The following is a 341-nucleotide window of genomic DNA, read 5'->3' as shown; positions in this document are numbered from 1 at the left end:
GCCGTGGTTTCGTCGATCAGGATTGGAAAAAAGTCCGCCGCATCATCGACACCAACATCACCGGGACCGTCTATCTCGCGCATCAACTCGGAGCCAGGATGGCACGCCGCGGCCGAGGCCGCATCCTCTTCACAGGATCGATCGCTGGTTTCATGCCCGGCACTTTCCAGGCGGTCTACAACGGCACCAAGGCATTCATCGACTCCTTCTCGATCGCACTGCGTCATGAATTGCGGGACACAGGAGTCACAGTCTCCGTGCTGATGCCCGGGGCAACGCAGACGCGGTTCTTCGAACGCGCCGAAATGATGGATACCAAGGTCGGCACCGACGAGAAGGAC

At 59.5% G+C, this 341-nt stretch carries 1 protein-coding gene; it reads left to right on the top strand.

Annotation, left to right across the window (positions count from 1 at the left end; translation table 11 throughout):
* Positions 1–341, top strand: a 341-nt coding sequence (locus tag EOA22_RS37250; RefSeq protein ID WP_127390784.1) for an SDR family NAD(P)-dependent oxidoreductase, incomplete at both ends; no start/stop codon positions are given.

The organism is Mesorhizobium sp. M7A.F.Ca.US.014.04.1.1 (genome assembly GCF_003998745.1).
GTDB classification, from domain to species: domain Bacteria; phylum Pseudomonadota; class Alphaproteobacteria; order Rhizobiales; family Rhizobiaceae; genus Mesorhizobium; species Mesorhizobium ciceri.
The sequence above is the reverse complement of the archived record's forward strand: the minus strand, read 5'-3'. Positions and strand labels throughout refer to the sequence as shown.